The organism is Caballeronia sp. KNU42, assembly GCF_053760385.1.
In genome coordinates, this window is sequence record NZ_CM132388.1 from 532161 (window position 1) to 556692 (window position 24532).

The following is a 24532-nucleotide window of genomic DNA, read 5'->3' on the forward strand; positions in this document are numbered from 1 at the left end:
GGTCAACTCGACACGCATCGAATCGTTATCGAGACACGATAGCAGACGCTGGGAAGTGTGTGCGGTTCGGAAAACGCGCTGAACCTGGCGGGCGGGTGATGGCTCAGTAGCTGCCGTTGGCGAACTTCGCGATGGGGTCGTCGGCGCCAGCGGGGCGCGTGGGCGTGCGTGGATTCGTGAGTGGATTCGTGGACGCGCGCATCACGTGGGCGGATGGGTCGGCGGCGGGAATTCGGCCGACTGAAGAAGGTTGTTGCTCTTGCACGGAACGCACTTGCTGCGCCGCCAGCCGGGCGGTGGGTGGCGGCGGTTCGAACGCGTCGGCGGCAGTTGCAATGGGGTCGGGTGTATTCGATGCCGCCGCGACCGCATTCGATTCAGCCTGCGGCGCGCGTGGCGGAGGCGTTGCGTTTGCGGCTTGCGATTGACGTTGTGCGGCGGAAAGCGAGGACGGCGGCGGTTCGAACGGATCAGCGCTGGAGCGGGCCGTGGCGATTGCCGGCGGCACAGCGCCCGCCGATTGCGCCTGCTGTCGTGCGGCTGATAACGCGGGCGGCGGTTCGAACTGATCGGCAGCGGTACGATACGAGCCTGTTGGCGGTGCCGTTGTTGCCGTTGTTGCCGTCGTTGGCGCGGCGGCCGGCGGTTCATACCGATCGGCAACAACGGCTGCGTTGACCGTCGCGGCAACTTGCGTCGGCGGACGGCCCGATGACGCGCCGTCTGCCGGAGCAGGCACCGGAACCGGGGAAGCCAGATAGGTCGGGGTATCGAACGGGGCTGGCGCGGCTTTCGGCGGCGCGACGCGCCGGATGCCATCGAAACGCTTCGCCCAATACGGATTGGTGAGGTAATCGAGCCGCACGGTGCCGCCAGTCGACGGCGCGTTCACGAAGCGCAGTTTTCCCACGTAGATGCCGACATGCGAATGCGGCCGGCCCGTCGTGTTGAAGAAAATCAGGTCGCCGGGAGCCACTTCGTCGGGCTCAATCGATTCACCGCGCACGCTCATATCCGCTGTCGTTCGCGGCAGGTTCACCGACGCCGCCCGATCCACCACATAGCGCACCAGCCCGCTGCAATCGAAACCTGCCTCCGGCGTATTCCCTCCCCAGCGATACGGCACGCCCACGAGCGACATCGCCTGGATGGAAATTTCCTCGCGTCCGACGCTGTGATCGACGAAATTCGGGAAGCCGGAGGGTGTGGCGAAGGTGCGATTGGAAGCGGTAGCGTTCGATGCAGCCGGTGCACGCGACACCCGCGTCGGCGCACTCGAGCACGCGGCAACGAGGAGGGTGACGAGGGTGAGAAGCAGCAGTGACCAGAGTCGACGCATTCGTAAGGGCGAGCCGAGGGTGAACATGAGCGCTCGCCGTGATGGCGGTCTCGCGATACTAGCCCGTCAGACGAGGCGCGGGCAAGTTATCTTGATAAGTCACTTGAGGTTTACGCTGTAAGTGTTGCTTCTTGCGCACGCGTTTTCAGGTCCAAAACACGCAGCAAAGACACAAAAAAGCCCGGCAAGCGATGCTTGCCGGGCTTTCAAAGCGTGTCGAAAATCTAAAGAATTTAAAGAATCTCGGACGCGTAATCCGCCAGACGTGAGCGTTCGCCGCGCGCGAGCGTGACGTGACCGCTATGCGTCCAGCCCTTGAAGCGGTCAACTACGTACGTCAGGCCCGAACTGCCTTCCGTCAGATACGGCGTGTCGATCTGCGCGATATTGCCCAGACACACGATCTTCGTGCCCGGACCGGCGCGCGTGACGAGCGTTTTCATCTGCTTCGGCGTCAAATTCTGCGCCTCGTCGATGATCACGTATTTGTCCACGAAGGTCCGGCCGCGCATGAAGTTCATGCTCTTCACCTTCAGGCGCGATCGGATCAGTTCCTGCGTGGCGGCGCGGCCCCATTCGCCGGCGGCGTCGTCGGTCTTTTGCAGGACTTCGAGGTTGTCGTCGAATGCGCCCATCCACGGCTGCATCTTTTCCTCTTCCGTACCCGGCAAGAAGCCGATGTCTTCACCAACCGGCACCGTCGCACGCGTCACGATGATCTCGTTATAGCGCTTGTCGTCGAGCACCTGCGCGAGGCCCGCGGCCAATGCCATCAAGGTCTTGCCGGTACCGGCCTGACCCAGCAGCGTGACGAAATCCACATCCGGGTTCATCAGCAGGTTCAAAGCAAAATTCTGCTCGCGATTGCGCGATGTAATGCCCCACACGTTGTTCTTGTGATGGCTGTAATCGCGCAGCGTTTGCAGCAGCGCAGTCTTGCCGTTCAACTCCCGCACGATGCCGTAGAACGACGGTTCGCCGTTCTGCGGTTCGAAATACACGAACTCGTTGACCAGCATGGACGCGCATTGCGGACCGGTCACGCGGTAATACGTCGTGCCCGTCTTGGTTTCCTGCCAGCTTTCCATGCCCTTCGCGTGCTTAGTCCAGAAGTCGGACGGCAACGCGCGCACGCCGGAATAGAGCAGGTCCTTGTCTTCCAGCACCTGGTCGTTGAAATAATCTTCAGCGGGCAGGCCGAGCGCGTGAGCCTTGATGCGCATGTTGATGTCTTTCGACACCAGCACGACCTGGCGATCCGTGCGCTCCTTCTGCAACGCGCGCACGACGCCGAGAATCTGGTTATCGGCCTTGCCAACCGGCAGGCCTTCGACCGGCTCGATATCGGTCAGCGTGGTCTGGAAGTACAGGCGGCCGGTTGCATCGCGATTGCCCAGCGCGGACAACGGCAAACCCGCCGACATCTCGCCGACGTGCGCCACCAGCGCATCCAGCGTGCGGCTCACCTGACGCGCATTGCGCGCCACTTCCGACATGCCCTTCTTGTGGTTATCGAGTTCCTCGAGCGTCATCATGGGCAGATAGACGTCGTGTTCCTCGAATCGGAACAGCGATGACGGATCGTGCATCAGCACGTTTGTATCGAGCACGAACAGCTTGCCGATCTCGTTTTCCGGCTGGCCGCGCTGACGGCGCTTTTGCTGACCACGCGGCTGCGATGCCGCAGCCACGGGCGCGGCCGGTGCTTCGGCGCGCACCGGCGTACGCGCTTCGACCGGCGTACGAGCAACAACTGGCGTGGTTTCGACCTGTTCGGCCGGCGCAGCAGCAGGTTGCAGCAACGCCGCCGTTTGTTTCGCGCGACGCGTGCGCGCGGCGGGCGCGGCTTCAGAGGCCTCGACAGCTGAGCCTTTGGCTGCGTTTGCCAACGTCTCGCTTGCTATGGCGCGCAACGTATTGGCGGTGTTCGCGGCCGCAGGCCGCGAAGCGCCGACGCTCGCGCCGAAATCGGCTTCGGTTTCAACTGGATCGCCGTCGCTTGCCTGCTTTTTCGATGTTCGGGCAGGCCGGACTTTGGCTTTGTATTCTTCAGACGGCAGGAGGTTGCCGAGCTTGACGGGTGCGGTAGGCAAAGGCATGGTTTTCCTCGATAGGATTCGGATCGTATGTCGTGCGTCGCCTGTCGCATCCTGCGTGAGCCGACGTTCGGTCTTCAGGCCAGAAGTCCTGACGTCGATGCAGTTTGCGCCCGGAGACGCGCTTCGGTTTCGAAAACGCCGGTTCGCCTAGATTTCGATCGGCTCCTTGGAAGTTGCGTCCTGAAGAAAACGGGGATGAAACGCACGGACGGCGCGGGGCGCCCAGGGCGCACACGCTGCGGGTGAGGGAACGTCCGCAAACAAAAAAGCCGCCGTCCCGGACGATGGGACCAGCGGCTCGACAGCGCCTGCTTCAAAGCGCCTTTCAACTTCCGCCACGTCCCTGAATTGCAGACGTGGCGTGTAGCGGAACCCCGTGCCGGTCGCGGGGAAAACCGCGAAACACCGGACGCTACGCAAAGAGAAATGGAGGGAAGGGCACGCGCTCATTGCGAATCAATATAACGTGCCTCAAAGCGCTTGTACAGCTTCCACAATCTGCTCGACGTGGCCTGGAACCTTTACGCCACGGAACTCCTGGCGAAGCACGCCTTTCGCGTCCAGCAGGAAGGTCGAACGCTCGATTCCGCGTACTTCCTTGCCATACATTTTCTTCATTTTGATGACACCGAAGAGCGTGCAAATAGCTTCGTCGGAGTCGGACACCAGCGTGTAGGGCAGTTCCAGCTTCGCCTTGAAGTTGTCGTGCGATTTCACGCTATCACGCGAGATGCCGATCACTTCAGCGCCTGCCTTCTTGAATTGCGCATAGAGATCACGGAACTGCAGGCTTTCCGTGGTACAGCCCGGAGTGTTGTCTTTCGGATAAAAAAACAGCACGACTTTCTTGCCTCGCAGACTGGACAGCGAAAAGTCGCCGCCGGTTGCGGGCGCGGTGAAATCGGGAACGAGTTGATCGACTGCGATCGGCACGAAGTTTCTCCTTTGTTGGCCGGAGTTGGCGTGTCGACCAGAGTTGGCACTTCAGTGCCTTACTCTGGTCCCATGCGCTTACTCCGGTCTCATGAAAGATGTTGCTTTTATAAGTAGACGTGCGGTTTCTGGAGAGCGAGCACGTTGGAACGGTAGTGCGCATTCGGGAAGGACTGGGCACCGTCCGACCGGGCCTGCGACAGATGCCAGTTGCGGAAACGGCCGTAAAAAAGGCCGCCAACCTAGCCCCAAGAACAGGCCCAACCAGCGTCAATCCGGTTGGAGTATCAGCTCGCCCGCGCGACCTGGAATCTCGCCCCACGCGACAGGGTACGTGGGCAACGTCGTACGGTCCAGCGTCGCATGATAGTCGCCCATCGTGCAGAAGCTGTGACCTTGCGCGCTCCAGCCGGCCAGCAGTTGCTCGAACACCGCGGCGAGCTTTTGTCCTTCCAGCTCGGCGTGCAGCGTGAAGACCTGGTCGTGCGCCTGCTTCGACGTGAGACCCAGCAAATGCGCGGCAACATTGCTCACGTCCACGCCATCTACACCGAGGATTTCGTCCAGCGTAGGCAGCGTGGTGGGCATCTGGACGTGATTGAGCGTTCGGCCGTCGAGCACCGGGATGTAGGGTGTGTGACCCCGCCCGTCGGACGCGTATTTCATGCCCCACGCGTCGATCTGTTCGAACGCATAGCCGTTCATCTGCCAGCCCGCCGCGCCGTGCGTAACGGGTGGCGTGCCGAAGATTTCGACGAAACGCGCGTGGCTGCGCTGCATTTGTTTGGCCGTCCACTCACGGTTTCCCGCGCGGACATTGTCCTGCCAGTACACGTGGTCCCACGTGTGGATGCCGCACTCGAAGCCCGCTTCATGAATGGCGCGCATTTCGGCTACTGCACGGCGGCCGATATCCGGTCCCGGCAGAAGCACGCCGTACATGAGCGTCTTGATGCCGTAATGCTCGACCACCGACGTCCGCGACACCTTCTTGAGAAACCCGGGGCGGAATACGCGACGCAACGCCCAGCCGGTGTGATCGGGTCCGAGGCTAAACAGGAACGTGGCGCGGGCGTGATATTTGTCGAGCAGGCGCGCGAGATTCGGCACGCCTTCGCGCGTGCCGCGCAGGGTATCGACGTCGATTTTCAGAACGATGCGAGCCACGCGCCGTCCTTAAGACTGATCTTCGACAAGGCGCCGCGCCGTGCCTACATCGCCGCGATAGGCTTCGAAAATCTTCCGCAACGCGTCGTCCATGGTCGCGACCGGCTTCCAGTCGAGTTCCTGGATCGTGTTGTCGATCTTCGGCACCCGGTTTTGCACGTCCTGATAACCCGCACCGTAGTAGTCGCCAGACGACGTTTCCACAAGCTGAACCGCCTTCGCGCTTTCAGCGTATTCGCTGATCTCGTTGGCGAGCTTCAACATCTTGTGCGCGAGTTCGCGCACCGAGAAGTTGTTGCTCGGATTGCCGATGTTATAGATCTTGCCCGTCGCCACGCCGTTCTTGTTTTCGATGATCTTCATCAACGCGCCGATGCCGTCGTCAATATCCGTGAACGCACGCTTTTGCGCGCCGCCATCGACCAGGCTGATGTTTTCACCGCGCACGATGTGACCGAGGAACTGCGTGACCACGCGCGAGCTGCCTTCCTTCGGCGTATAGATGGAGTCGAGGCCCGGGCCGATCCAGTTGAATGGGCGGAACAGCGTGAAGTTCAGGCCTTCCATGCCGTAGCCCCAGATCACGCGGTCCATCAACTGCTTCGAGCACGCGTAGATCCAGCGCGGCTTGTTGATCGGGCCGTAGCTGAGTTGCGATTCTTCGGGGTCGAATTGCTCGTCGGTGCACATGCCGTACACCTCGGACGTAGACGGAAACACGAGATGCTTGCCGTACTTCACAGCCGAACGCACGATGGGCAGGTTCGCTTCGAAGTCGAGTTCGAACACGCGCAGCGGCTGCTTCACGTAGGTCGCCGGCGTGGCAATGGCCACCAGCGGCAGAATCACATCGCACTTCTTGATGTGATATTCGACCCACTCCTTGTTGATCGTGATGTCGCCTTCGAAGAAGTGCATGCGCTCGTGATTGGCGAGGTCGCCGAGACGGTCGCGTTGCATGTCCATGCCGAAGACTTCCCAGTCGGTCGTCTCGAGAATGCGCTTGGAGAGGTGGTGGCCAATGAAGCCGTTGACACCCAGGATCAGGACTTTTTTCATGAATGAGGAAGTGATTGAGTGAGTCGGCCGAATTCGGCGGGACTGACGACGCGTTCGCCGCCGGCTGGAGTCTGGCTTTCGTCCACGAATGGTTGCCGTAATTCACGGATGGCGACGACGCGGCTGTCGCCGCATACGCCAAACAGCGCATTATCCTTCACGTGCAGCCCAGGGGGCAAATTCGAAACCTCACGCAGGGTCTCGGCGTCGATTCCCGGCAGGCCGTTTTCGGGCACGAGACGAGCCCGCGCGACGATAAACCGCGCCTGCCCGATGTCCGTAAAAGCCCCCGGATACGGCGGCGCAACGGCGCGAATCAAGTTGTAGACCTGCTGCGCAGTATGCGACCAGTCGATGCGGCCATCCTCCGGCTTCCTGCCGCCAAAGTAGCTGCCTTTCGTGAGATCGTTCGGCAAATGCGGCGCCTCGCCCGCGATCAACGCCGGCAAGACACGCCACAAGGTTTGTTCGGCGGCGACAGTGGTTTTGTCGAAGACTTGCGCGGCGGTGTCGTCGGGGAGAATGGGCACGGGCGTCTGGGCAAGGATCGCCCCGGCATCCGGTTTGGCGGCCATCTCGTGCAGCGTCGCGCCCGTTTCCGTTTCTCCGTTCAGCACGGCCCAATTGGTGGGCACGCGGCCTCGATACTTCGGCAACAACGAACCGTGCATGTTGTACGCACCGCGGGCGGCGAGCGCGAGCAGGCCGACCGGCAGCATGTGCCGGTAGTAGAACGAGAAAATGAAGTCCGGCGCGAGTTCGCTGATCGCATCATGCAATTCGGGCGACTTGGGATCGGCGGGCGTGATGACCGTGACGCCATGATCCGCTGCCACCGACTTCACGCTGCCGAACCAGATGTTCTCGTCAGGATTGTCTTCGTGCGTGACAACCAGCGCCACCTCCACGCCGCGTGCTAGCAGGACCTGCAGGCAGCGCACGCCCACGTTGTGATACGCGAACACGACCGCACGAGGCTTCACGCGCGGAGCGGTTGTAGCATTTGCATTGACCGGCGCCGGATTCATAGTGACCTCATAGCGGATCGACTTCCCGGCTGATTGCTGCGACCGCTTCCTGGCGTGGCATGGTTCGCGCAAGCTTGCCGTCGCGCTCTTCCAGGATGGTCTGCACCAGGTAACGGGGCCGCGCGCGCACTTGCTGATAGATCCGGCCGATGTACTCGCCAAGCAGCCCAAGCGCGAAGATGATCACACCGAGCATGAAGAACGTGATAGCGAACAGGGTGAACACACCCTGGACTTCCGCGCCGAACATGAAGCGTCGAACCAACAGCAGCAGGAACAGGCCCGCGGACCCCACGGACAGGATCACGCCAATAAAGGACAACCACTGCAGCGGCACGACCGAAAATCCGGTCACCAGGTCGAAATTGAGGCGGATCAGGCTGTACAACGAATACTTCGATTCCCCGGCGAAGCGCTCTTCATGCGCGACATCGATTTCGATCGGGTTCTGCGCGAACGTATAGGCCAGCGCGGGAATGAAGGTGTTGATTTCGCCGCAGCGGTTGATGGTGTCAATGATGTGCCGGCTGTAACCGCGCAGCATGCAGCCCTGGTCGGTCATCCTGATGCGCGTGATGCGCTCGCGCAGCCGGTTCATCAGGCGCGACGCTTTCTTGCGCCAGAAGCTGTCCTGGCGTTGCTGGCGAATCGTGCCGACGTAGTCGTAACCGTCGCGCATCTTCTCGAGCAGCTTGGCAATTTCCTCGGGGGGATTCTGCAAGTCGGCGTCGAGCGTAATTACACTGTCTCCGCGCGATTGTTCGAAGCCCGCAAGAATGGCCATGTGCTGGCCATAGTTGCCGTTCAGCAGGATCACGCGGGTGGTGTCCGGCCGCGCGCGAAATTGCTGGGCGAGCAATGCCGCCGACTTGTCGCGGCTGCCGTCGTTGATGAAGATCACTTCATACGTTGCGCCGAGCGCGTCAAGCGCGGGATACAGCCGGGAGAAGAGGGCTGCGAGGCCTTCTTCCTCGTTGTACACCGGGACCACGACCGTTAATTCCGGGCCGGTCGGCAGAAAATCCGTTTGACTCATGTTGACGATGGTTCCGCTAGGTATCCGTGGTGAAAAATGTCGTTCTTGTTTTGCTGTGTCAACTGCGTGGCGTGCTGGCCTGCCTGCAGGCGTTACGTCGGTTACTTAGTACCTTAAATGGCGTGCGCCGCGCAGATTTCGTTGACTGCATGCACTACGCGCGTCACGTCGTCCTGGGTCATCTGCGTGAACAGCGGCAGCGTGACCGTTGATGCGCCATATTTTTCCGCGTGCGGGAACATGCCCTCGTGAAATCCGCGGCCGCGATACAGCGTGAACAGGTGCAGCGCCGGGTAGTGCACGCCGGTGCCAATGCCGCGTTCCTTCATCAGGCCCATGAACGCCGAGCGCGTAAGCGACAGTCGTTCGAGCGGCAGCGCGATCTGGAACATGTGCCAGTTGCTGTCAGTGAAATTCGGCACCGGCAGTTGCACGCCCATGCGCACGGCCGCGCCGTTCGCGAAACTTTCAAAGTATGCGCGCGCCAGCTCGCGGCGCTGTTCCGTGAAACGCTCCACATGCTTGAGCTGTCCGAGGCCGACGCGGGCGGCGACATCGGTGAGATTGTATTTGCCGCCGAGGAGATCGCAGTCCATGCCGTCAAAGCCGGTGCGCGTGATGCCTTGCAGCCGGTATTTTTGTGCGAGTACGGCTTCTTCCTCGTTATTCAGGACGAGCGCGCCGCCTTCGATCGACGTGACGTTCTTGTTCGCGTGAAAGCTGAATGAAATAATGTCGCCGAAAGCGCCGATCTTCTGGCCGCGCCAGGACGATCCAAACGCCTGGGCCGCGTCTTCGATCACGCGCAGGCCATGTTCGCGCGCAATGCCGTAGAGCCGGTCCATATCGACGGGAAGGCCAGACAGATACACCGGCAAAATTGCCTTGGTACGCGGCGTAATGGCCTTTTCGAGCTGGTCCAGGTCGATGTTGCGCGTCACCGGGTCAATATCCGCGAACACCGGTGTAGCGCCTGTTTCAATGATCACATTGCTGGTCGAGACCCAGGTCATGGGTGTGGTGATGACTTCGTCGCCTTCGCCCACGCCCGCGATGCGCAAGCCAATCTCCATGGTCGCCGTGCCGGAATTGAACGTGCGCACCGGACGGCCGCCGCAATAGGCGGACAGTTCGGCTTCGAACTGCTGGTTTTGCGGACCGGTCGTGATCCAGCCTGAACGCAGAACGTCGGCGACGCCCTGAATTGTCTCTTCGTCGATCTCGGAGCGTACGAAAGGCAGAAAGGGGAGCGTATTGGAAGGCGCGTTCTGGGTCATGGAAGCTCTGCGAAGGAAAGGAACGGTGAGATCTTTAATGCACATTCTTTTGATGCACAGTCTTTGATAGACAGGTTCAGCCGGGTTCAGGTTCGCTCATGCGCACGCAGGTACGCCCGAGTCCCTCAACCGCGCGTCAATACCACGACGCCGATCAGGATAATGCCGATACCTACCAGTCGCTGCAACGTCAGGACTTCGCCAAATAAATACCATGCTGCGAACGCGTTCACCACGTAGCCGAGCGAGAGCATGGGATAAGCGATGGAAACGTCGACCCGCGACAATCCCACTATCCACACGCCTACGCTGATCACGTAGCATGCCAGCCCGCCGATGATCGGCCACTGCGTCGCGATCTTGAAACCGATCGGTACGATGTTTGCCGGGGTGAATTCGAAATGGCCTACGGCGTTCACGCCCGCTTTCAGCAGCAACTGGGCGCCGGCGTTCAGCATGACGCCGGTGATGATGCAAATGAAGGATATCGGGTTCATCGTTGGCCGTAATAGGGTTTTTTTAGCGGAGCAGCGAAGCGGTAAGGCTTGGCGGCGTCTCTGGCTTTTTGTATCCGCTGGCGGACGGTGCCCGGTTCAAGCCCGGGTCAACACGCGGCGCCATTGTTTCAAGGCTGAGGTTTCTCGACAATCACCCTTCGGTCATCCCGCGCAATGACCTGCATGGGCACGTGCTTCGCCAGCAGCTCGTCATACCGGCCGGGCGGCATCAGCGCCAGACCGTAGCGTTGTGCGTCCCAGCGCTGGATCCACTCGTCGATAGTCGGCACCCACTTCTGCGGTTCCGTCGTGACCCCGAACTTCAGTTCGTCGGGTTCCTGAACCATGATCATGGTGTGGCCGAGATAGAACGGCATGGTGTGATCGAGCTTGGCGACCGAGTAGAACGGCGTGTCGGCAGGCAGTCGGGCCATGGCGGCTTTCACCGCGGGCACGAGTTGCACGCCCGAGCTTTCGCGGCCGAACACATCGTGGCCAGTGCCGGCGATCGTCCCCATTAGCAGCCAGGCCGTTCCCAGCAGCACCACGCCGCCGATCGAACTGCGCCGGTTCAGCCAGATGGCAGCCAGCGTGACCACGAAGGCGACGGCAAGCGCGGCGTACACCCAGACCTGGAAATCCTTGTACAGCACATTGGGCGTGTGGCCACCGCCCATGCGGCCCAGAAAGATCGCGCCAAAAGCCGCCACGACGAGAAACACCGCGTACCCGGTCAAGTGCTTGTGCCATTGGGCGCGCGTGAGCAGCGGCAGATAGATAGCGATCAGCAGCGCAATGGAAGGCGCGATCGGCAGCGTGTACGACAGCAGTTTCGAATGCGACGCGCTGAAGAACAAGAAGATGAACGCCGACCAGACGAGGAGCAGCGTGACCGGCGCGAAGCCGTTCGGCTGGCGCGGCACCTTCAGCGCATGCCGGACGCTCTGGAACACGACCGAGAGCCAGGGCAGGAATCCGACAATCAGCACCGGCACGAAGTAATAAAACGCACCCGGACGGTTCTGTTCGGGGGTCAGGTATCGCTCGAACTGCTGGACGATGAAAAAGAAATTCAGGAACTCGGGGTTCTTGATCTGGACCAGAACGAACCATGGCGCGGCGATGATCAGGAACAGGATCAGCCCGCTGCCAATATAAAGCCGGCGCCACAGCGCCCAATCACGCGCGATCAATGTGTAGAGCACCAGCACCGCACCCGGCAGGATCAGGCCGATCAGCCCCTTCGACAACAGCGCGAGCGCCATCCCTGCCCAGCAAAGCCACATCCAGAGGCGGACCTGGGGTACCGGCAGGTTTGGACGTTGCGCCAGCAGCAAGCTGCAGAGCGTGAGTTGCATCCAGAACGACAGGCCCATGTCGAGGGTGTCGAAATGGCCCATCAGGTTCCAGTACGGCGAAGTCGCGAGCACGACGGCCGCGCAAAACCCCGTCACGCCGTTGAACACCCGCGCGCCCGTGTAGCCGAGCAACAGCACGCCGGCAAAGCCCGTCAACGCCGTATAAAGGCGCGCCTGCCACTCGCCGATGCCGAACCAGGCGAACGTCAGCGCGTTCGCCCAGGTTTGCAGCGGGGGCTTCTCGAAATACTTGTAGCCGTTGTAACGCGGCGTGATCCAGTCGCCGGTCACGAACATTTCGCGTGCCATTTCGGCGTAACGGCCTTCGTCGCTTGGGATGAGATGGCGCAGGCCCAGCGGCGCGAACCAGATCACGGCGAGTGCTGCGATCAGCAGTAAAAGCGAGAGGCGGGTGAGCGGTAGCCGGTAAGGCGTATCGTTCATGGGAGTCGACCTGTCCGATGCCGCTTTAGCGGCGCTAGCAAAATTCATGGGGGCCCGAGTTTGGCGCATTGGGGCTTAAGGCCGGCTTAACGGGCACGTTTTGGGCAGGCTTCGCCGCGTATCAGCACGTATTCAGCGCCCGGCCAGCCCATGCAGGTTCCGCTGCTTTGACGAAGCGCACAAGCCAGCCAAACGGCCAGTCCTTGTACGGTTCCCCGTGCTGCGGGCGGCCGCGGGCCGGTCCTTTATCCTTAGCTGCTCAGAAAACAGGCGTTACCGGTGCCCCGATAGCCGAATCAGCCGTACCGATATCGACGCCGGGCGGCAGTTTATCGCACTGGCGCGTGGAAACCGCGCCGAAGCGTTGCTGCGGCGTTAATGCCGGCGTCCACCGGTGAGCCTGGCTCACGCTTCGATCAGCAGCGCAGCCGCCACCCGGCGGCCTTCCGACATGAGAATGTTGTAAGTACGGCATGCGGCGCCGAAATCCATTGTCTCCACGCCAATGCGCTGCTGGGAGAGCTTGGCGATCAGCCGCGGATGCGGAAAACGCAGGCGCTTGCCGCTGCCGAACACGACGACTTCAGGTGCGATCGCGATGAGCGCGTCGAAATCTTCCTGCGTCAGCGCTTCGAATGACGACACGGGCCACGCGATCACCGGCGTTTCCGGCATCACGATGATGCTGCCTTCATGGCGCTCCAGGTTGATCGCGACGTAATCGGCGCCGTAACTCGTGATGGTATTGAGCGCGCCGCTGGCTTCCTGATGTAATTTCAAATCGGTATTCCGACAGGCAAGTTGATGGCGAAAGGTGACTGCGCAAGAGGCCTGTGACAACGGGACAGCCTGGCGCGCAATGCAGCTTGCAAAGGCTCGCGTGGCGCCGGGATGAGGCCAGATGTGCACGCGTTTTGCCGGTGGCGCATTGCGAAAGTCACGGATAATCCGCTAAATTATAACTTTTCAGCCGTCTGCGGGTTGCGAGCCCGGGCGGCGCGATGCATCGCGTGCCGCCACAAGCTGCTTGCCGACACGCAATAGGGCGTTTTGCCTTGGCCTGATGGCCATAAGCTCACACGATTCCGCCCAAACCTGCCTCTATCCGGCGCATTTTCGCTAGACTGCCTGTTCCGCGTCGATACTTAGGGTTTCTGCGCGGTGTCCGGTCCGTTTTGACGGTTTTCACGCTCCGCGCCTGAAGCGCCGGGCGAGATCGACGGCGTGGCCGGCGCTGCGCCGAGTCCGCGGACCTGACTTTCAACTTTATTTGCCGATTTTCCTGATCCAGAGCCTGATTTCCAGTAACCCAGTGAGCTTTCCCGCCGTGAAACCGATTCTCAAATCCAATAAATTACAGAACGTTTGCTATGACATTCGCGGTCCCGTGCTGGAGCACGCGAAGCGGCTGGAGGACGAGGGCCACCGGATCATCAAGCTCAATATCGGCAATCTGGCGTCGTTCGGTTTCGACGCGCCGGACGAGATCATCCAGGACATGATCCGCAACTTGCCCACATCGTCGGGATATTCGGACTCGAAAGGCGTGTTCGCCGCGCGCAAGGCGATCATGCATTACAGCCAGCAGAAGGGCGTGGCAGGCGTGGAACTGGACGACATTTACATTGGCAATGGTGCGTCCGAGCTGATCGTGATGGCCATGCAGGGGTTGCTGAATGACGGCGACGAAGTGCTGCTGCCGGCGCCGGACTACCCGTTGTGGACGGCTGCGGTGAGCTTGTCGGCCGGTACGCCGGTGCATTATCTCTGTGACGAATCCGCGGACTGGATGCCTGATCTCGACGACCTGCGCTCGAAGATCACGTCGAACACGAAAGCGCTCGTCATCATCAACCCGAACAATCCGACCGGCGCGCTGTACTCCGACGACCTGCTAAAGGACATGATCGAGATCGCGCGCAAGCACGGGCTGATCATTTTTGCGGACGAGGTCTACGACAAGATCGTCTATGACGGCCGCAAGCACACGGCGGTAGCGGCGTTGTCCGATGACGTGCTGACGGTCACGTTCAATAGCTTGTCGAAGAGCTACCGGGCATGTGGGTATCGCGCGGGCTGGATGTTCATCTCCGGCCTGACGGGTGAAAACCGCCGCATCGCCCAGGACTATATGGAAGGGCTCGGCATCCTGGCCTCCATGCGCCTGTGCGCGAACGTGCCGGGGCAGTACGCCATCCAGACGGCGCTTGGCGGTTACCAGAGCATCAACGACCTGATCGTGCCGGGCGGACGGCTTTTCAAGCAGCGCGAACTCGCCTACGACATGCTCACCGCCATTCCCGGCGTGAGCTGCGTGAAGCCGCAGGCGGCGCTGTACATGTTCCCGAAGCTCGACCCGAAGATGTATCCGATCGTCGATGACCAGCAGTTCATCACCGACCTGCTGCTCGAAGAACGCACGCTGCTGGTCCAGGGCACCGGCTTCAACTGGCCGGCGCCGGATCATTTCCGCGTGGTGTTCCTGCCGAACGTGGACGATCTTGCTGACTCCATCAACCGTATCGCGCGCTTTCTCGATGGTTATCGAAAGCGTCATGCTGTCTAAAACCTCTCTTATAAGACTCACGCTGCAATGGAACCGATCAAAGTTGGCCTGCTGGGCTTCGGCACCGTCGGCAGCGGCACCTTCACGGTGCTGCGCCGGAATCAGGAAGAAATCAAACGGCGCGCCGGACGGGGCATCGAAATTACGCGCATCGCCGTGCGCACGCCGTCGAAGGTGCAGGGCGCCGAAGGTATCGACATCACGACCGACTTCAATACGGTCGTCGACGATCCTTCCATCGACATCGTCGCCGAGATGATCGGCGGTACGGGCGTCGCGCGCGAACTGGTGCTGCGCGCCATCGCCAACGGCAAGCACGTGGTGACGGCGAACAAGGCGCTCCTCGCCGTGCATGGCAGCGAGATTTTCGAAGCGGCGAGCAAGAAGGGCGTGATGGTGGCGTTCGAAGCGGCGGTCGCGGGCGGCATTCCAATCATCAAGGCGCTGCGCGAAGGGCTGACGGCCAACCGGATCCAGTACATCGCGGGCATCATCAACGGCACGACGAACTACATTCTCTCGGAGATGCGCGACCGCGGGCTCGACTTCGCGACCGCGCTGAAGGCGGCGCAGGAACTGGGTTATGCAGAAGCCGATCCGACCTTCGATATTGAAGGCGTGGACGCAGCTCACAAGGTCACGATCATGAGCGCGATCGCGTTCGGCGTGCCCGTGCAATTCGACCGGGCTTACGTGGAAGGGATCAGCAAGCTCAACGCCATCGATATCCGCTACGCCGAGGCGCTGGGTTACCGGATCAAGCTGCTGGGTATCGCGCGGCGCACGGACAAGGGCATCGAGTTGCGCACGCATCCCACGCTGATTCCGGCAAAACGCTTGCTGGCGAACGTGGAAGGCGCGATGAACGCGGTGGTCGTGCATGGCGACGCGGTCGGCACCACGCTTTATTACGGCAAGGGTGCGGGCGCTGAGCCGACCGCGTCGGCGGTGGTGGCAGACCTTGTGGATGTCACGCGCCTGCATACGGCCGACCCGGAACATCGCGTGCCGCACCTGGCGTTCCAGCCGGACAAACTGGCCAACACGCCGATCCTGCCGATCGAGGATGTGACGAGCAGTTACTACCTGCGCCTGCGCGTGGCGGATGTCACCGGTGTGCTCGCCAACATCACGCGGATTCTCGCCGACAAGGTCATTTCCATCGACGCGTTGCTGCAGAAGGAATCCGAGCACGTCGACGGCGAGGACAAGGGCGAAACCGACATCATCCTGCTGACGCACGAAACGGTCGAACGGGAAATCAACGCGGCGATCACGCAGATCGAGGCGCTCTCGACCGTGGTCTCGAAGGTGACGAAGCTGCGCATGGAAGGATTGAACTAGGGCCTTGAAATGAACTACATCTCCACGCGCGGCGCCGGTATCGGCGAGCGCCATACTTTCTCCGACATCCTTCTCGGCGGCCTCGCCAAGGACGGCGGCCTGTATTTGCCCGCTGAATATCCGCGCGTCACGGCTCAAGAACTCACTGCGTGGCGCTCGCTTTCGTATGCAGACCTCGCCTACGAAGTCCTGCGCAAATTCAGCGACGACATTCCCGACGAAGATCTGCGCTCGCTCACGCGCCGGACTTACACGGCGAACACATACAGCAACGTCCGTCATCACGAGAGCGCGTCGCAGATCACGCCTCTGAAAACACTGGGCGAGGAAGGCGGCACCACGGTGTCGCTGCTGGAATTGTCGAACGGCCCTACGCTCGCGTTCAAGGACATGGCCATGCAGTTGCTTGGCAACCTGTTCGAGTACACGCTCGCCAAAGAGGGGCAGACGCTGAACATTCTTGGCGCGACATCAGGCGACACCGGCAGCGCGGCGGAATACGCGATGCGCGGCAAGCAGGGCGTACGTGTTTTCATGCTGTCGCCGCATCAGAAGATGAGTGCGTTTCAGACGGCGCAGATGTTTTCGCTTCAAGACCCGAACATCTTCAACCTGGCTGTGGTCGGCAATTTCGATAACTGCCAGGACATCGTCAAGGCGGTCTCCAACGATCACGCGTTCAAAGCGGCCAACAAGATCGGCACGGTCAATTCGATCAACTGGGCACGCGTGGTGGCGCAAGTTGTCTATTATTTCAAGGGCTACTTCGCCGCGACGAAGTCGAACGCCGAGCGGGTGTCGTTCACGGTGCCATCGGGCAATTTTGGCAATGTCTGCGCCGGCCATATCGCGCGCATGATGGGTTTGCCAATCGAGCAACTGGTTGTTGCCACGAACGAAAACGACGTGCTCGATGAATTTTTCCGCACCGGGATTTATCGCGTGCGCACAGCCGCCGAGACGTATCACACGACCAGCCCGAGCATGGATATCTCGAAAGCGTCGAATTTCGAGCGTTTCGTGTTCGATCTGCTCGGCCGCGATCCCGCGCGCGTGCTGCAGTTGTTCCGCGACGTGGAGGAAAAGGGCGGATTTGACCTCGCGGCCAGCGGCGACTTTACGCGCGTGGAGGAATTCGGTTTTGTGTCGGGAAGCAGCAGCCATGCGGACCGGGTGGACACCATTCGCGACGTGTTCGAGCGTTACGGAACGATGATCGACACCCACACGGCTGACGGCCTGAAGGTTGCGCGCGAAAACCTGAAGCCGGGGGTTCCGATGATCGTGCTGGAAACCGCCCAGCCGATCAAATTCGGCGAAACCATCCGCGAAGCGCTCGAGCGTGAGCCGGAGCGGCCGGCGGCGTTTATCGGTATCGAAGAATTGCCACAGAAATTCGATATCTTGGCGGCCGAGGCGGGACTCGTGAAGGCGTATATCGCGGAGCGCATTTAGGCTCGGGACGGGCGGCATCGGCGGATTTGGGTAGATTCGGCCAACCCGGAACGCCCGGCGCGGCGGCATTTGTGACGTCACTCGCGACGCCATTTGCGGACCGCCGGGAGCGAGTCGTACGCGCCCGTGCGTGCAGCTTTGCGCTGCAATGCCGCAATTCGTCCCAAAAACTGCTAAAATTGCAGGTTTTTCGCCGTACACCATTCAAAAGGACGCGCTGTGCTGTCTACTGCCAACATCACCATGCAATTCGGGCCGAAGCCCCTCTTCGAGAACATTTCGGTCAAGTTCGGGGAAGGAAATCGCTACGGCCTGATCGGGGCGAACGGCTGCGGCAAATCCACGCTCATGAAAATCCTGGGCAGCGACCTGGAACCGAGCTCCGGCAACGTGATGCTCGAGCCGAACGTGCGTCTGGGCAAGCTGCGTCAGGATCAGTTCGCGTATGAAGACATGCGCGTGATCGACGTCGTGATGATGGGTCACACGGAAATGTGGAACGCAATGTCCGAGCGCGACGCCATTTACGCGAACCCCGACGCTACTGACGACGACTACATGCATGCCGCCGAGCTCGAAGCGAAGTTCGCCGAATACGACGGCTACACGGCTGAAGCACGCGCTGGCGAATTGCTGCTCGGCATTGGCATTGCGATTGAAGACCATAACGGCCCCATGAGCAACGTCGCCCCGGGCTGGAAGCTGCGCGTGTTGCTCGCCCAGGCGCTGTTTTCGAAGCCCGACGTGCTGCTGCTCGACGAACCGACCAACAACCTGGACATCACCTCCATTCGCTGGCTCGAGGACGTACTGAACCAGTACAACTCGACCATGGTGATCATTTCCCATGATCGACACTTCCTGAACCAGGTCTGCACGCACATGGCGGACATGGATTTCGGCACGTTGAAGGTTTATCCGGGTAATTACGACGACTACATGCTGGCGTCGGCTCAGGCGCGCGAGCGTCAGGCGAATGCAAATCAGAAGGCGAAAGACAAGGTGGCCGACCTGCAGGACTTCGTGCGCCGGTTCTCGGCCAACAAGTCGAAGGCACGCCAGGCGACCAGCCGCGCGAAGCAGATCGAAAAGATCAAGATCGAGGAATTCAAGCCGTCGTCGCGGCAAAACCCGTTTATTCGCTTCGACTTCGAGAAAAAGCTGCACAACATCGCGGTGGTGGCGACCAACATCACGAAGAAATACGACCGCACCATCTTCAACCACTTCAGCCTGAGCGTTCAGCCGGGCGAGCGGATTGCGATCATCGGCGAGAACGGCGCGGGCAAGACCACGTTGCTGCGTGCGCTGAAGGGCGCGATCGAGCTGGACGGCGGCACGGTCAAGTGGGCGGAAAACGCACTGGTCGGTTACATGCCGCAGGACACGTACGAAGAGTTTCCGAAGGACGAGACGCTTACCGATTGGGTCGATCAGTATCGTCAGGACGGTGACGACGACCAGATGGTCCGTGGCACATTGGGCCGTTTGCTGTTCAACGCCGACGACATCAAGAAATCGGTCAAGGTGCTCTCGGGCGGTGAGAAGGGCCGCATGATCTGGGGCAAGCTGATGCTCGGGCGCCCGAACGTGCTGTTGATGGACGAGCCGACCAACCACATGGACATGGAATCGATCGAGTCCTTGCAGATCGCGTTGGAGAAATACGAAGGCACGCTTATCTTCGTGTCGCATGACCGGGAGTTCGTGAACGGTCTGGCGAACCGGGTCATTGAAGTGAAGAGCGACGGTACATTGCGCGACTTCGGCGGCACGTACGAGGAGTTGCTCGCAAGCCAGGGCGTTCAGTAACTGGCGCGCGCGTAACATCCCGCGGAACACAGCAGTCAGGCAATAGAAACAAGCAAAAACAAGCAGAAACACAAACGGCCCGCTTCGTATAGAAGCGGGCCGTTTGTGTTTCTGGAGTCGCAGCACGTTCGGCAAACTGAAATACAGCACAGTCGAACTTGCTTGATAAAACGCAACGTGTGTTTGTCTAACCTCCTGCAAGCTCAAAACTTTGACTCTGGAGATGATCCTTTCATGACCCCTCTTACCCCCCTCACCATTCGTGGCCGCACCTTGCTTCCTGTTGTGCAGGGGGGCATGGGTGTGGGTGTGTCCGCGCACCGGCTGGCTGGCGCCGTAGCCCGGGAGGGTGCAATGGGAACAATCTCGAGCATCGACTTGCGGCATCACCATCCCGACTTGCTTGAGATGTGCAAACAGAATCCGGATCAGGCAACGCTGGAAGCCGCCAACCAGACAGCGTTGCGGCGCGAGATCATTGCAGCGAAGGCCATTAGCGAAGGCCGCGGCATGATCGCCGTCAATGTCATGCGCGCGGTCTCGTCGTATGCGGCAGCGGTACAGACGGCGTGCGAGAGCGGCGCCGACGCTATCGTCATGGGGGCCGGGCTGCCGCTGGACCTGCCGGACCTGACGCAAGGCGTCGATATAGCGCTGATCCCGATCTTGTCTGATAGCCGTGGCATCGCGCTGGTACTGAAGAAGTGGCTCAAGAAGAATCGTTTGCCCGATGCCATCGTGATCGAACATCCGGCGCATGCGGGCGGCCATCTCGGCGTGGCAAGCGTCGCGGACATTCCCAGCGAGCGTTTTGATTTCGCCCGCGTGATCGAGGAAACGATGCTGACTTTCGATAGCCTCGGCATCGGCCGCACTCAGATTCCGCTGATCGTGGCGGGTGGCATCGACGGGCATGCGGCTGTGCGTCGCTGGCTGGCGGCAGGCGCGTCCGGCGTGCAACTTGGCACGGCGTTCGCGGTGACCGAAGAGGGGGACGCGCATCCCGAATTCAAGCGCATTCTCGCTGATGCAACGCCGGAAGACATCGTCGAATTCGTGAGTGTGACCGGCCTGCCGGCTCGTGCGGTGAAAACGCCATGGCTGGATCGCTACATGCGCAACGAGCAACGGATTCGCGACAAGATCGGTTCGCGCGTGCAAAAGTGTCCCACGGGCTTGAATTGCCTGGTGGCGTGTGGCTTGCGCGATGGCATCGAAAAGTTCGGGCACTTTTGTATTGATACCCGTCTCGCCGCGGCCCTGCGTGGAGATCGCGCGAACGGGCTGTTTTTCCGGGGGCGCGAGGCGCTGCCGTTCGGATCGGCCATTCGCAGCGTGCGTGAATTGCTCGACTTGCTGGTCGCAGATATCCGGCCCACGGCGGCAGTTTGAACGGCGCAAGTTCTGCAGATCAGGCCGGAATCCAGGCTACGAGTGTTGACTTGCGACTCGTAGTCAGCCACAAACCGGTCGCGAGTCAGGCGCGACGTGGTAGAGAAACCATGCGTTTCCGGGGGCTTCCCGCGGAGTCAAAAGACTGTCCGCACCTGACCTCACGCGCGACTCACCCGCCGATCAAACCTTGTCGCGCGTGAAGCGCATGGCGGTGCCTTCGCGGGTAATACGTTCCCAGATCGCGAGTTTCTCGGCGTCGCTGAGAAAGACCCAGTTGGAGACTTCTCCGGCCATGCGGCCACAGCCTTTGCAGACGTCGTCGAAGAGGGTCGAGCAGACGCCGATGCACGGGCTGTCGGGCAAATCATGAAGGTTCGATGCCATAAAACGCCTATAGTCGGGCGCGGCATGCAGTGAGCACTGCAGCGCCCGCGCAAAAGACCTAAGTTTAACGCGCGATGCTGTATCCGATCCGCGCGATCCAGTGGTTGCGCTGGTTGTAATCGAGAATATCTTCGCCGTAGCCGTTGAAATACCCGACCCACAAATAGCCGCCCCACGCGCTGCTGATCAGCTTGGCGAGCGGATAGGTGAATTGGGCGTCCACGCTGCCGTAGCCCCCTTTGGTACCCTTGCGCAGCGTCGTGGCGAGTTGCCAGCCGTCGGGACTGCCGTACTTCACGAGCAGATCGACGTAACCCCGATAGTCCTGGATGTCCTCGTTACCGCTCTTCGTGATGTAGTAGTAAATTTTCGGCGAGATCGTCAGGTGGTTCGAATCGATATCGCCGAAATCCCAGCTCGGACGCACGAAAGCGATGTTGATCCCGCGTGAATCCGCGCCTGCCTTGCCGTTCGACTCATGCCCAATACCGGCAGTCACCCCCATGCGCGAAAACAGCGAGCTTTTCCAACCCGTGTTCTCCAGGTAGTAGAACAGTTGCGGCTCGTAACTCGTATCGCGGAAGGGCGCTGACTCAGCCGACAGGTCCCATATCGACGTTTGCGTGTAGGCGAAGTACAGGTTGTCGAGGAAGCTGCGCGAGCGGGGATCGTCGGGCAACAGCAGGCGGTACTTGAAGCTGAACTGGAATTTCGCGAGGTTATCGCCGTTCTGGCCGTCGGCGAAATACATAGGCTCAAAGGTCGACAAACGGCCGCTCAACATACGGTCGCTCGTCGTCGTAGGCACGGCCGATGTGTTCGCCGCAGCCTCTGCGCTCGCCAGTTGCTGCGGTGTCGTGGCCTTTGTCTCAGCCGTCTCCGCCGCCACCACTTGCGTCTGCGATTTACCGCGGTTCAGCGTGATCAGCATGGGCGACGAATCGAAGCCTACCGGATCGACCTTCATCACACCACGGGCCGCGTCGGGCCATGGAGCGGCATATCGAATTTTTCGATATTGGCCGGGGCGCAGCGTCAGCTTGTCGGGAACGTTGGGTTCGCGCTGAAGCGCCAGCGGCCGTGGCGGCAGATCTCCGTTGGTCAGCGTAACGCTGAGCGCTTTGGGGACATCGATGGTGAGCGGCTGCTCGTCGTCGTCGCTATAGAGCAGCGTCAGTTCGAGTGGTTGTTCTGCGGCAGCTTCGCGCACGGGCTGGAGCACTGAAACCGTGGCGTGGGCGACGTTGCTCCATCCGAGGCTGATAGCACACACGAGCATGGCCAGGCGGGAAGCCGTCGCGACATCGCGTTGCCGGAACAGCGTGGGGGAACGGGTGAGAAACGGCAAAAAGCCTCTGGCCATGAATCGATAGTCCTTGTTGCTTGAGTAGCATCGGGCGTGGGTCCGCATCGCAGGAACACTGTCCCTTGCCGTCCCGATTGCGTTGTGCGCGACCGTTTGTTTAGCGACTGACCGAGCGAATAACATCCCGCCCACCCGCGAGCGATATACGCGAAATGCGAAATTGTAAGCGTGCGAGAGAATCACCCTCGAAAAGCTGAGTCGAACGGGCAGGCATAGCAAAAATCGATCCCGGCCAGCATCGATTCACTCATTGCTTGATGAGCGAGGCGGCGGGAGCGAGGGGTTTGTTTGTTCGTTTCGTCAGGCGCGCAATGCGTCGAAACGCACTGGATGCGTGCGCGTGGAGATAGCATCGGGACAGTTTGGAGAGCGGGCGGGGCACAAGCCAGGGTGAGCAAGTTCCCCGGCGCAAGCGGAGATCAGCGGCAGTCCTTCCCGCGCCTGATACCGTCAACTATCGGTGAGCAACTGCCACAACAATGCGCCATTCAATAGCACGATCAGCGCTGCGCACAACCACGCCAGCGAGAGCGGAATGCGCCTGACGCGCTATTGGCCCATGCGCCTGGCATCGGTCGAACGCGCCCTTGTACACTTCACGCGACAAAACTCGCCGATTGTTTTTTGCGAAGCACCCTTTTGATGATAGTTTTCGTTTTTTTAAAGATCGTCTCGATCATGCAGGGGAGTAAAGGGCGAATCGAGACAGGGATACCAACGGTCGGCAAGTCGAAAGGACGGAGAAACTGAAATGACAGAAAAAATGGCGGACCGGTTGTCGAAGCGTTCGGGTGCATCGGGCGCGGCTGCACGGATACCGGCGTGCGTGGTTTCGATAACCATGGCTATCGCGGGCGTGGTGGTTTTATCGGCGCCGCTGGCGGCATCGGCGAAAGACACTCAGCTCAACGTATACAACTGGTCGGACTACATCGCGAAAGACACGATTCCGAACTTCGAGAAGCAGACCGGCGTCAAGGTCAAGTACGACAACTACGACAGCGACGACACCCTGCAAGCCAAGCTGCTCACCGGCAATTCGGGCTATGACATCGTGGTGCCGACGAGCAACTACGCCGGCAAGCAGATCACGGCAGGGATCTTCGCCCCGCTCGACAAATCCAAACTCCCCAACCTCAAATACCTCGACCCTGACCTGATGAAGCTGGTCGCGGGCGCCGATCCGGGCAACCAGTACACGGTGCCGTGGGCGTACGGCACGACCGGCCTTGGCTACAACGTCACGAAGGTCCAGCAGATCCTCGGCAAGAATGTGCCGCTGGATAACTGGGACATCCTGTTCAAGCCGGAAAACATCTCGAAGCTCAAGGCCTGCGGTGTCTCGGTACTCGATGCCCCCGACCAGATGTTCGCCGCCGCGCTGCATTACATCGGTAAGGATCCGATGAGCACGAACCCGGCCGACTACCGCGCCGCGTTGGCGATGCTCAAGAAGATCCGCCCGTACATTACCCAGTTCAACTCGTCGGGGTATATCAACGATCTGGTCGGCGGCGACGTCTGCTTCGCCTACGGCTGGTCGGGCGACGTGGTGATCGCCAAGCATCGCGCGCAAGAGGCGAAGAAGCCGTACAAGGTCGAGTACTACATCCCCAAGGGCGGTGCGCCGGTGTGGTTTGACGTGATGGCGATTCCGAAGGACGCGAAGAACAAGGAAGCCGCGCTCGAGTGGATCAACTACATCGAGACGCCGCAGGTTCACGCCGCGATCACGAACGAGGTGTATTACCCGAGTGCGAACCTGGAAGCGCGGAAATACGTATCGAAGGATGTTGCCGACGATCCGGCCGTGTACCCGCCGCAAGACGTGATCAAGACGCTGTTCCTGCTCAAGCCGTTGCCGCCGGAAATCCAGCGCTTGCAAACGCGGCTCTGGACGGAACTGAAGTCCGGACGCTGATCCTGATTCCGGTAAGCTTGCCAATGTTGCCAACATTGGATTAGGAAGTTGA

19 protein-coding genes are annotated in these 24532 nt (G+C 60.6%); 6 read left to right on the forward strand and 13 right to left on the reverse strand.

Translation table 11 applies throughout. The annotated features are described in order from the left end of the window. Positions 1 to 103 precede the first annotated feature (103 nt). The 11 genes from ACSOSP_RS02325 to ACSOSP_RS02375 form a co-directional block, all read right to left on the reverse strand. Positions 104 to 1339, reverse strand: coding sequence for an NlpC/P60 family protein (locus ACSOSP_RS02325; RefSeq protein WP_455310815.1), 1236 nt, complete (start codon positions 1337 to 1339; stop codon positions 104 to 106). A gap of 233 nt (positions 1340 to 1572) precedes the next feature. Beyond that, entirely contained in the window at positions 1573 to 3438 is a 1866-nt protein-coding gene (locus ACSOSP_RS02330; protein WP_455309343.1) for a PhoH family protein, read from the reverse strand. A gap of 471 nt (positions 3439 to 3909) precedes the next feature. After that, positions 3910 to 4371 carry a peroxiredoxin gene (locus tag ACSOSP_RS02335; protein WP_455309345.1) on the reverse strand — a complete coding sequence of 154 codons (462 nt, stop codon included), beginning with the start codon at positions 4369 to 4371 and terminating at the stop codon, positions 3910 to 3912. Between the two features lie 270 nt (positions 4372 to 4641). After that, positions 4642 to 5538 (reverse strand): polysaccharide deacetylase family protein, encoded by an 897-nt coding sequence (locus ACSOSP_RS02340; RefSeq protein ID WP_455309346.1) that lies wholly within the window; start codon positions 5536 to 5538, stop codon positions 4642 to 4644. 9 nt (positions 5539 to 5547) lie between these two features. Continuing rightward, the gene (locus ACSOSP_RS02345; RefSeq protein WP_455309347.1) at positions 5548 to 6597 is read right to left on the reverse strand and encodes a bifunctional UDP-4-keto-pentose/UDP-xylose synthase; all 1050 of its coding nucleotides are present in this window, start codon (positions 6595 to 6597) and stop codon (positions 5548 to 5550) included. Further along, positions 6594 to 7580 (reverse strand): formyltransferase, encoded by a 987-nt coding sequence (locus ACSOSP_RS02350; protein ID WP_455310816.1) that lies wholly within the window; start codon positions 7578 to 7580, stop codon positions 6594 to 6596. Before ACSOSP_RS02350 ends, ACSOSP_RS02345 begins: the two co-directional genes overlap by 4 nt. A 52-nt stretch (positions 7581 to 7632) precedes the next feature. Beyond that, positions 7633 to 8661, reverse strand: a complete 1029-nt coding sequence (locus ACSOSP_RS02355) for a glycosyltransferase (RefSeq protein ID WP_455309348.1) — start codon at positions 8659 to 8661, stop codon at positions 7633 to 7635. A gap of 113 nt (positions 8662 to 8774) precedes the next feature. Beyond that, the gene (locus tag ACSOSP_RS02360; protein WP_455309349.1) at positions 8775 to 9938 is read right to left on the reverse strand and encodes a DegT/DnrJ/EryC1/StrS family aminotransferase; all 1164 of its coding nucleotides are present in this window, start codon (positions 9936 to 9938) and stop codon (positions 8775 to 8777) included. Positions 9939 to 10063: 125 nt separating this feature from the next. Then, a complete protein-coding gene (locus ACSOSP_RS02365; RefSeq protein WP_031359770.1) occupies positions 10064 to 10435 on the reverse strand; it encodes a DMT family transporter in 372 nt (123 codons plus the stop codon). A gap of 128 nt (positions 10436 to 10563) precedes the next feature. Next, positions 10564 to 12237 carry a phospholipid carrier-dependent glycosyltransferase gene (locus ACSOSP_RS02370; RefSeq protein ID WP_455309350.1) on the reverse strand — a complete coding sequence of 558 codons (1674 nt, stop codon included), beginning with the start codon at positions 12235 to 12237 and terminating at the stop codon, positions 10564 to 10566. 405 nt (positions 12238 to 12642) lie between these two features. Further along, complete coding sequence (locus tag ACSOSP_RS02375; protein ID WP_455309351.1) at positions 12643 to 13017, reverse strand: Mth938-like domain-containing protein; 375 nt, start codon at positions 13015 to 13017, stop codon at positions 12643 to 12645. A gap of 547 nt (positions 13018 to 13564) precedes the next feature. Here ACSOSP_RS02375 and ACSOSP_RS02380 point away from each other — a divergent pair. From ACSOSP_RS02380 to ACSOSP_RS02400, 5 genes are all read left to right on the forward strand, one after another. Continuing rightward, the gene (locus tag ACSOSP_RS02380; protein ID WP_455309352.1) at positions 13565 to 14803 is read left to right on the forward strand and encodes a pyridoxal phosphate-dependent aminotransferase; all 1239 of its coding nucleotides are present in this window, start codon (positions 13565 to 13567) and stop codon (positions 14801 to 14803) included. Positions 14804 to 14830: 27 nt separating this feature from the next. Further along, on the forward strand, positions 14831 to 16147 hold the full coding sequence (locus ACSOSP_RS02385) for a homoserine dehydrogenase (RefSeq protein ID WP_455309353.1): 1317 nt from the start codon (positions 14831 to 14833) through the stop codon (positions 16145 to 16147). 9 nt (positions 16148 to 16156) lie between these two features. Next, positions 16157 to 17602 carry a threonine synthase gene (gene thrC / locus ACSOSP_RS02390; protein WP_455309354.1) on the forward strand — a complete coding sequence of 482 codons (1446 nt, stop codon included), beginning with the start codon at positions 16157 to 16159 and terminating at the stop codon, positions 17600 to 17602. Between the two features lie 219 nt (positions 17603 to 17821). After that, complete coding sequence (locus ACSOSP_RS02395; protein WP_455309356.1) at positions 17822 to 19414, forward strand: ABC-F family ATPase; 1593 nt, start codon at positions 17822 to 17824, stop codon at positions 19412 to 19414. A gap of 234 nt (positions 19415 to 19648) precedes the next feature. Next, entirely contained in the window at positions 19649 to 20806 is a 1158-nt protein-coding gene (locus ACSOSP_RS02400; protein WP_455309357.1) for an NAD(P)H-dependent flavin oxidoreductase, read from the forward strand. Between the two features lie 183 nt (positions 20807 to 20989). Here the strand turns inward: ACSOSP_RS02400 and ACSOSP_RS02405 are convergent, their stop codons facing one another. Together ACSOSP_RS02405 and ACSOSP_RS02410 are read right to left on the reverse strand one after the other, a co-directional pair. Continuing rightward, positions 20990 to 21193 (reverse strand): DUF1289 domain-containing protein, encoded by a 204-nt coding sequence (locus tag ACSOSP_RS02405; protein WP_097262484.1) that lies wholly within the window; start codon positions 21191 to 21193, stop codon positions 20990 to 20992. A 64-nt stretch (positions 21194 to 21257) separates the two neighbouring features. Further along, positions 21258 to 22472 carry a phospholipase A gene (locus ACSOSP_RS02410; protein WP_455310817.1) on the reverse strand — a complete coding sequence of 405 codons (1215 nt, stop codon included), beginning with the start codon at positions 22470 to 22472 and terminating at the stop codon, positions 21258 to 21260. Positions 22473 to 23400: 928 nt separating this feature from the next. On the opposite strand from ACSOSP_RS02410, the gene ACSOSP_RS02415 reads away from it, so the two are divergent. Next, positions 23401 to 24480 carry a polyamine ABC transporter substrate-binding protein gene (locus ACSOSP_RS02415; protein ID WP_455310818.1) on the forward strand — a complete coding sequence of 360 codons (1080 nt, stop codon included), beginning with the start codon at positions 23401 to 23403 and terminating at the stop codon, positions 24478 to 24480. Positions 24481 to 24532 lie beyond the last annotated feature (52 nt).